This window comes from Bradyrhizobium oropedii (genome assembly GCF_020889685.1).
Classification (GTDB): domain Bacteria; phylum Pseudomonadota; class Alphaproteobacteria; order Rhizobiales; family Xanthobacteraceae; genus Bradyrhizobium; species Bradyrhizobium oropedii.
On record NZ_JACMYO010000274.1, the window covers coordinates 1 to 8662 of the forward strand.

Consider the following 8662-nt stretch of genomic DNA (forward strand, 5'->3'; position numbering starts at 1 on the left):
TAGAGGAAGTTTGCGAAAATATTTCCATCTTTGAAACCGGCGCCAGGACGCACGTTGCTTCCAAGATCCTCGAAGCCGCCGCAAACGGTCGACTCTCAAGAGATGACTTGAAGGTAGCGGGTCACAACGCCCTGAACACGCCTACGATGTGGCGCTGAGTTTCGTTCTGGTGGGCGCGCTGTGCGGCATCCATCCCTATCGGCAATTGAAAAGGCCGCAGGCATTTGCGCGCTGCGGCCCGTTCCGGGAAAATTGAATGTCCGTGCAATGAGAATGCTTCCGGCCCGGTTAGCTTGACGCTGCTCGAAGACCATCTGGCGATGGAGTCTTAATTTCTGTTCCAGCAGGCGGAACATTCCGCATGTTGCATGGCGGCGACAGTATCGAGGGCTTGCCGGCCCTAAAGTGAGCATGAGGGTAAACAAAAATCCCCGCTCGGACCGCGAGGGAGGATGAAGCCGCCACGACGAGTTTCCAAGGCGCCAGCCGCGCATGGACAGTAGCGACAGGGAAATTTCCCAGCAGCTTCCAACAAAAGATCAGGTTCACTCGAGCACGTCGTACTCGAACGCCACGCCATCGGGGTCGTTCTCCTCGAGCCATTTTTCTGCGGCGTCCTCGTTGGCGAAGACCTTAAGGTGGTCCTTGTCGTCAATTTGCTTGCTGGTATCGACGTAGATCAAGACGGTCATTGATCTCTCCTCATCGCATGAGTTCGAACAGCTCCTTGACTTCGCTCAGCCGCAACTTTGAGCCTGTCGGCATGTGCTCGAGGAGCATGTGCCTCGTGCCAACTGCGATCTGTCCGCGCCGGTTGTCATAAGGAAGAGTATTGGGATTGACAGCATGCTGCGCAGAACAGTCACCTCCAAGGGAGAAATTGTCTGCGTTACAACCTTAATAGTAACGAAGATCAGGCCGGCGAAAGCAACGTGAGCCATGCCGCTTAATTCGGCATCGCGCTTCATCCACACTCTCCTTTGGGATCTGGAAGCTGAAGGCATGATGGTCTTATGGCACGAGTCTCTGACATAGGCAGGAATGTATCGGCCGCGGTCGCTTCTAGAGAGGGTGTTCGTAGGATGAGATTGTCCGAGGACATTTCATGCGGTCGCCGGTGATCAATTGATAATTCAAACGTCGGCTCGCGCTTTGAACCGGCCCGCGACAGAAGCGGGTGCCGGACGATATCGGCTACCCGGCCAGGATTGCCTCTCGCCCGAGTGCAATGGACAGGTGCGTCTTGCCGACGCCCGGCGGGCCAAGCAGCACGTTCTCTCCGTTGGCGATCCAACGTGACGCGGCAAGATCACGGATCTGCTTTGGATCGATCGACGGCTGCGCCTCGAAGTCGAAGCCAGCAAGCTCCTTCACGGCCGGAAAGTGTGCGAGCTTCAGCGCCATCTCGATGCGGCGATGATCCTTGCGTGCGATCTCGCGCTCGCACAGCAGGATCAGCGTCTCACGTGCCGACAGGCTTGGCGCGCCGCTTCGTCGAGCAGGCTGTCGAGCTGATCGCGGATGCCGGAGAGCTGCAATCGCGCCAGCATGGCATCGAGCGGATCGGTTGTTGCTTCAATGACTTTCTTTGCCCGCGCCATCAGAAGCTTCCTCCGACCACGGCTTCGTTCGGTGGAGATGGCGCCAGCACCGTCGCCGCCGCGATCTCCGCCCGGTGGACCGTGCCATTGCGCCCAACAACACCATCGAGATGAGCGGAGTCGACGATCCGCAGCCGGAGCCCCTCCGATTGCTTGTGGACCGCAACCTGGTGGAGTCCATGGCGGATCCGCACTTCGCCGGCCGCGATCGTTATAGCCACGCGCTCGCCAATAAGGCGCCACGGTACCGAGTAGCTGTTTGTGTCGATCTCGACGGCGCAATCATTGCCGACGACGCGGGTCAGTTCACGCAAGGATCCGAACGACGGCTGCCCGCCGAGTGGCTTCAACCGCCAGGATGTGTATTCGATCAGCCTGATGGCAAACCGTCGCTTCCGACCAGTGTCGCGGCGGCCGTGGCTGTGAAGGATATTCTCCCAGTCGAAACTCTGGAGCGGAGCTGAACGCAGGGTAGATTAGACTTTCATTTCGCTGGATCGAAGGCTTACCTCGAGGGATCATCGACACTTAATCGAACCATCCGCCAGTGCCCGCCTTATTTGTTCGGCCCGTTCCTTGGACAGCTTTTCGGCCACGCTCCCGCGAGCCTTGGTCTATGACTTGTCTCGACATCAAGTGCGCGTGAGATGTGAGGCCGTTCACACGTGATGATCGCGAGATGACTTAGAAGGCGTAGCAGCTTCGGTCTCGGAGGCCATGATGTCATTATTCAGCAGCGAAAGCTGGTCGGGAACAGCCACAGCGTCGGTGCTCGGCATTCTCATTGTTGTCGCGCTTGTCTTTGCGCTCGTTCGTTATTTGGAGTGGTCCTCAAACGCCAATCTGACCGAATTCATCAGCCGGGCCGAGGTCGCGGCGGCTGCCTCAACTCCGATCCTACCGCTCAACGGACCAACAGCTTGCCAGCACGGTAGGAAGTCGCCGGCGCTTTCCGTACCGATCGAGTGAAGCCGTGGAGATGACCGCGCAATCAATGGCCGAGACAGTACGCCACCGCGCTTGAAGACAGCCGGCCGGCGATGCGCGGTTGGAGGCCCGCGGACGAAATTAAGGGGACAGATATTATGGAGTCATAAATCCTGATGGCCGATCGAGTCTGATGCCGTCCGCGTTTGACAGCTTCGTCACACTGAGCGCCGCCAGCCTTTTCGCCATTTTGGCCACGTGCGACCCCGAGATTGCAATTTAATGTCTTTAACCCGCCCGATTGGCGGCCTCCTTCCTGAGGCCGACCATGATCCAAACCTTGGGGATCGCGGCGCTCGCGCTATTCGGGTTCGGGCCATCGCGGCTCAATCCGCACCTTAGGACATCGATATACATTGGCGGTGTCATAGCGATACTGCGGCAGATCAGACATTCGTTTTGGGCTTGATAAATTTGGGCCGGCGCCGCGTTATCGTGCGCGAGTTGGGCCGGCCCGATTGAAAAGATCTCTGGCATTTCGCTGAACATTGAGCTTGCTTGAGCTCCATGAGGCGCGATGGACGGAACGGGGATGCTTGTTTTTACAGGCATACAAGCTTGATCGGCGATCCCGATGGTTCTAGCCATTGGTCGGACAGTCCTGACCTGTAAGTAAGGCATCGAGAACTTCGCGATATTTCCGCCTGAGCGTCGCCTCTTGCTCAGGAGGATTTGACCCAAGCTGGCCGTCACTTCCGCCGTCATCGGCCCTGCATCATTGATCAGCACGGGAGTTTTTGTCCGATCCTGAGCCTCATCGCCTTCGCTAGGGGCAGGTGCCGTGCTCCACGCTGGCCGGGCGCGGAACGTTTTTCCTTCGTCAGGTTCTGGACAGCTTCCCTGCGTTATCGATGCCCGTTTTCGACCGAAAGTGAGACCGGATGGATTTCCCCCCGACGCAGCGCGTGACAGAACAATCGGACAGCAAGAGCCTGCAGGAGCCACCCGCAGATGCGGCGACTTTCGAGCGACAACTGAGCGAAATCGCCAATTCAAGTGCAACTGTGGGGGCAATGCCGGCGGCCTCCGCGCCGCAGCCAGCTGTCGTTATGAAAGGGCGCAACAACCAGCCCCTTTACTCCGCCGATGCTTCCCTTATTTCGAGGGTTGAGCAGGGCCTCACTCTGGGCAACAGCGCCCCACGTACCGCCGGGCACGACGGGTATTTTCTTCGGAGCTTTGCGCGTTGGCTGTTCGCAAATAGCAAGAAGCCGATCGTTGCTCGGCTCCACGATGAGTCGCTGATCGATGATGCGCGGGAGTTCATCGGGGCCGCCGATCCCAAGAGACTCCTTACGGCAATCGGTCATCTCCGGACTTCGTCTTCGACGGGCGGAGTGGTGCCGATCGCAGCCCGCGCTGAGCTGATTCCTTATCCCGAGGACGCAGCTCTCATCGAAGATTTCAGAACTGAAGTAGCGACAGAGACTGCCAGGGTCTATGCAACTGCTCTTAGAGGTTTCAGTGACTATCTGCGTCAAAAAAATAAGCCGGGCATTGCTGGTCGGCTTTCCGGAAAGGCTTTGGATGCAGATGTCGCAAACTATAACCAGGACACGGGTGTGGGCGGCAATGTCGGCGCAGCACTAGCTCAGCTGCGAAAGTCGTCGGTCGGCGCTAAAGCGATGGAGATCGAGCGCCGCATTCCCACCATTGCTGATGGCGAAGATGCGGCACTGATAGGCGCGAGGCGGATCAGCGACGCCGCTGCGCACCACAACGCCTCGCAGGAAGGTGGCGCCTGGCCAGAGGAGCTTTCCGCGGAGGGCCACGACCGGGACTCGCGCCTGGGGCTGATGGACGAGCCAGACCCGTCGTCATCGGCCTTGCAGCCAGCTCAGTCAGCCGGGGTATCAATGGGGCGCAGGAAGCAGCCCCTTTATTCCGAGGATGTTCCCCTTATTTCGGGGCTTGAGGAGGCCCTCATCAAGGGCAATGCCGCAAAACGTACGGTCAAGAATACCGTAGGTTCTCTTCGCACCTTTGGCCGCTGGCTCTTCGCAAATAACAAAGGGGCCATCGCTGTTCGGCTCAACGAGGAGTCGCTGGGCGATGATGCGGGCAAGTTCAGCGGAACGGGTGATCGCACGAAGCTCCTTACGGCAATTGATCATCTGCGGACCTTCGAGGCGACGGGCGAGATCCCGCCGATCGCAATCCGCGCTCAGCTAAATCCTTATCCCGAAGACGCGGCTCTCATCAAGGAGTACAAAAACGAAATAGCGACAAATACCGCGACCAACTATGCGGCTGTTTTGACGAGTTTCAGTGATTACCTGCGTGAAAACAACAAGGAGGGCATCGCTGGTCGGCTTCTCGATGACGCGTTGGATGAAGATGTCGAGAAATTTAAGGAAGAGGCCCGTGGCCACAGAAATATCGCTCCAGCGCTGACTAAGCTGCGAAAATCGCTGGCCGGCGTTAAAGCGATGGAGATCGAGCGCCGTATTCCCACCAATGCTGATGCCGACGATGCGGGACTGACAGGGGCGAGGCGGATCGTCGACGCCGCCGCGCAGGACCGCACGGCGCGAGACGCGGGCCGTTTAGGCCACGATCAGGAGTTGCGTTTGGAGGCGATGGACGAACCCGGCCCGTCGTCATCTCTCGAGGCAGCCGCGCGCCATGCCCAGCCTCCGCAATCCGGAGCATCCGCGCATCAGCAGGTCCCGGACGAACTGATGGGTGAACGCGCCACGAGCAGCCTCCTGCCAGGCGAGGAGGACCTCATTCACTATGAGCCCGACACAGCTGAATTGAGGAGAACGAAGAGGCAGAGAACGCTGGACAATCCGGAACGCGTTGCCATTGAACGGCACTTTCGGGACATCGCCGGTTCAGGCGGTCGCTCGGTGAGGCTGGTCCCAATCGATCAACTGGATGCATTGCGATGGGAGTCGCAGCCGCTATTACCGGGGAGCGGGTACCAAGACGCGAGTGCGCGGCACAACGTGCTGCCGGGAGCTGACAGTCGGCGACCGGTCCTTGCCGAAGGTTGCGATCAGGACCAGCGTTTGGTGGACCCAGCGTGCTCTGTGGCTCCGCGCGAGCAGGCACACGACACGGTGCAGGCCGAACGGCAGGAACCTACCAGGTCCAGTTCACTATGGTCGCTGCAGATACCCCCTAACTTTGACTGGAGTATGTGGCCGGCCCCGGAGGCGTCGTCAGCGCACGTTGGCAGGCTTCGCTCAGATACCTATGCAGGTCTTGGGTCCTTTGTTGATCTGAATGCGCCGACGCCATCCGAATTGCGCGACGACGCTCACTTTGCGCCAGCGCACCCCGCCATGGCGCGCTCAGATACCTACGCCGGTCTTGGGTCTTTTGTTGATTTGAATGCGCCGCCCCCGTCCGAATTGGACGAGGAGGTTGATTCTGCTTGGGCGTCTCGGGACCCAGCCTCCGCCGCTCTTATCGGAGGTTTGAACCCGGCAGCCCGTTCCCGAGGCCCCGGACTGATGCTCGGGGATGAACAATGGCTGCGCGACGAGCACATCCAGGGGGATTACGAGCTGCTGGAGCAGTCGTTGCAGGAGAATCATCCGTATCTCGCTGTCCGGACGCAGCTCGTGGATCCCCTTGTCGCCCACTATCAGATACGCTTGGCGGCCGCCGATGGCGACGCGCGAAGTCGATTCCAGCGCCTCATCGATCGAAATGGCACCGATACTGCCGACTTCCTGTTTCTGCCGATAAACGACGCCGATCGTCCTGATGAAGTCGGCACTCATTGGTCGCTGCTGTTCGTTGATCGCAGAGACCGGCAACGGCCGGTCGCCTATCACTACGACTCCATCCAAGGATACAATGACCGCCGTGCAACAAAGCTCGCAAGGCGGCTGGGCCTCAGCCTGAATCCAGCCGAGATGGCCCAGCAGCAAAACAGCTATGATTGCGGCGTGTTTGTCCTGGACGGCACGCGCGAGCTGGTCAGGCGATTGGCAACAGGACAGCCCGATCTGCTGAACCTTAGGAATCTCAGGGTCAGTCGCCTGGCCCTGCAAAACCGGCTCAGGAGCTGAGGTTGGCCTTGGCGATGGAGCTGGCCGAAGCGGCGGCGCCAGCGAGACTTCGTGTGTTCGTCCAAATGGACTGCGATGTCGTTGTTATCGTGATGGGTAAGCCAACTTTCGCCAGATCCTCCGAGTCTATCGGCCGTCCGGGCATCCAACCGCCTCAGTGGCAGCCAAAGCCGCGGAACGGCAGCTCCCCGATCTGCCGCTATTTCTTGCTCTCGCCCGCCGTAGGTGCGCGCTTTTTTTGTTGAGAAGCCATCTCAAGGTGATGCTTAAGCACGGGCAGGGTTTTGCCGGCCCAATTCTTCAGATCCGCATTGTCGCCGCCTTTGGTATAACGCTCGAACAGGTCGACGGCGTCCTTATGGGCGCTGACCTGCATCGAATTGAACTGGGAGCTGAACTCATTTACTGCTAGGCCCTTGAGCTTGTCGAGCTTGCTTTACCTCAATGCAGCCGCATGCGGAGTTCCTTGATGATCTCCCGTAGATCGTTAGCGTACTCTTCGATAGCTCGCCGGGCCTCTTCCGAGCGCGAGGGCTTGTGGTTCGGCGTCTCCCTAACCGGACCTCGGTCGTCGGGCTGGTTCATGGGAAAGAAGTTCCAGTAACAGAAGGGGGAGCGTTGACCTAAACCACATAACAGAGGGGGAGCGTTGACCTGCATCAACCGAGGTTGAAAGGGGATTAAAGAGCGCGGTATCTGAGGCTGGCAATGCTTCCAGACATTCCCGAGCGCAGAAGATGCCGATCGGATATCCCTTGGAAGCTACCGGCGCACGGCGCTGTCGGCCGACAGCTTGAACTAACTTTCGCGTGAGCTGCGTCTCCTGGAATTTTTAAGGAACTGAGCCGTATCTTTGTCATTTCAAGATGTCGCGCTGTGTACTTTGCTGAATGGTGCGCCCGGTCTGCGGACCTACCATTAAGGTATGTTCGGGGTCCTTCATCGTGGCGTCAGGCCGCCCGCGCCATAGAGCGCCGCCTCCTGCGGAGGTTTCGCGTGATCTTCGGCCGCGGCATCGCGTTCAGTACTTGCTTTGCCGGTACGCCGCCTTTTCGGGCCATCTCGACACCCCAGTGCATATGGTCGAGCTCCGCGATCGAGTGGGCGTCCGGATTGACGCTCAGCAGGTAGCCGGAATCGAAGGTGGCCTGGTGCCAACGCCAGCCAGGTCCAATCGACAGGGATGCGCATTGATCTCGACCGCGATGCCGTCCCATGAGATCGCACGTGAGATTGACGCGCTTCTCTGGGTGGATCTGGCTTATACCGCAGGTCTCGTTGCTGGCCGTGCCGTGCCGTCTCCGTTCCCTCACGCCGACATTGTAACAACTTCCACACACAAGACACTCCGAGGCCCGAGGGGCGGCGGGCTTATCTTATGCAAAGAGAGTTTGGGGAAGGCGATTGACCGGGCCATATTTCCCGGATTGCAGGGGCGCCTAAAATTTGATTGCAGCAAGAGCAGCATTGTTAGCTGAAGTGCAAACTTCTTGTTTTCAGAGATATGCCAGGACCGTGTTGAGAAACGCGAAGGCGTTGGTGCGTTGGAGAGTGGCTTGCTTGAGACGGGCGCTACACTCGTTTCCAGAGGCACTTCGTCGCACTTACTGCTTCTTAGTTTGATGAGCCGGGACATGAGTGGTCGTCAACTTGAAGCCGCGTTGTCAGGGGCCAACGTCATCGCCAATAGAAATCCGATTCCGTTCGACAATCGTCCGCCATCAGAAGCAGGTGGGCTGAGAATCGGTAGCGCCACTCTCACGACGAGAGGGTTTGATGAAGCACAGTTCGTTCGGCTTGGAAAGTTGATTGGAGATGTGATCACGTCGACCAATAAGCATCACGGTATTGCTAGCTTGAGCGATTTCGTTAGGGAAAACACAGAGGGGCTTCCTTTGTTCAATGAGAAGTGGTTGGCGTAGAGGGACTCAGTTCACGTTGACGTTTCTATCCTGTCCGTGTCTTCCGTGAGAATGAATTTCAAACTGAGCGAAAATCAGAGTCATTTGCGCATCACTCGCTCTGCCAGGCAGGCCGAAGACCCGACTA

The 8662-nt window shown here is 58.5% G+C and carries 5 protein-coding genes and 4 pseudogenes; 3 read left to right on the forward strand and 6 right to left on the reverse strand.

Features of this window, described 5'->3' with window-relative positions:
• Window positions 1-545: 545 nt before the first annotated feature.
• The 3 genes and pseudogenes from H8A95_RS39885 to H8A95_RS39895 all read right to left on the reverse strand — a co-directional run bounded on the left by H8A95_RS39885 (window position 546) and on the right by H8A95_RS39895 (window position 1915).
• Complete coding sequence (locus H8A95_RS39885) at window positions 546-692, reverse strand: hypothetical protein (RefSeq protein ID WP_229172216.1); 147 nt, start codon at window positions 690-692, stop codon at window positions 546-548.
• Between the two features lie 505 nt (window positions 693-1197).
• Window positions 1198-1601 (reverse strand): annotated as a pseudogene (locus H8A95_RS43970) (ATP-binding protein); the annotation flags it as partial.
• Window positions 1601-1915, reverse strand: a complete 315-nt coding sequence (locus H8A95_RS39895) for a Mu transposase domain-containing protein (RefSeq protein ID WP_229172215.1) — start codon at window positions 1913-1915, stop codon at window positions 1601-1603. The gene H8A95_RS39895 and the pseudogene H8A95_RS43970, both read right to left, overlap by 1 nt.
• Window positions 1916-2321: 406 nt before the next feature.
• Here H8A95_RS39895 and H8A95_RS39900 point away from each other — a divergent pair, with 406 nt between their 5' ends.
• On the forward strand, window positions 2322-2570 hold the full coding sequence (locus H8A95_RS39900; protein ID WP_229172214.1) for a hypothetical protein: 249 nt from the start codon (window positions 2322-2324) through the stop codon (window positions 2568-2570).
• Window positions 2571-2816: 246 nt separating this feature from the next.
• On the opposite strand, the gene H8A95_RS39905 is transcribed toward H8A95_RS39900, so the two are convergent.
• The gene (locus tag H8A95_RS39905) at window positions 2817-3317 is read right to left on the reverse strand and encodes a hypothetical protein (protein ID WP_229172213.1); all 501 of its coding nucleotides are present in this window, start codon (window positions 3315-3317) and stop codon (window positions 2817-2819) included.
• A gap of 152 nt (window positions 3318-3469) precedes the next feature.
• Here H8A95_RS39905 and H8A95_RS39910 point away from each other — a divergent pair, with 152 nt between their 5' ends.
• Window positions 3470-6613 carry a Ulp1 family isopeptidase gene (locus H8A95_RS39910; protein ID WP_229188017.1) on the forward strand — a complete coding sequence of 1048 codons (3144 nt, stop codon included), beginning with the start codon at window positions 3470-3472 and terminating at the stop codon, window positions 6611-6613.
• Window positions 6614-6812: 199 nt separating this feature from the next.
• On the opposite strand, the pseudogene H8A95_RS39915 reads toward H8A95_RS39910, so the two are convergent.
• Together H8A95_RS39915 and H8A95_RS39920 are read right to left on the reverse strand one after the other, a co-directional pair.
• A pseudogene (locus H8A95_RS39915) lies at window positions 6813-7049 on the reverse strand (DUF4142 domain-containing protein); the annotation flags it as partial.
• Window positions 7050-7563: 514 nt separating this feature from the next.
• Window positions 7564-7817 (reverse strand): annotated as a pseudogene (locus tag H8A95_RS39920) (DNA polymerase/3'-5' exonuclease PolX); the annotation flags it as partial.
• Between the two features lies 1 nt (window position 7818).
• On the opposite strand from H8A95_RS39920, the pseudogene H8A95_RS39925 reads away from it, so the two are divergent.
• Window positions 7819-8535, forward strand: a pseudogene (locus H8A95_RS39925) (hypothetical protein).
• Window positions 8536-8662 lie beyond the last annotated feature (127 nt).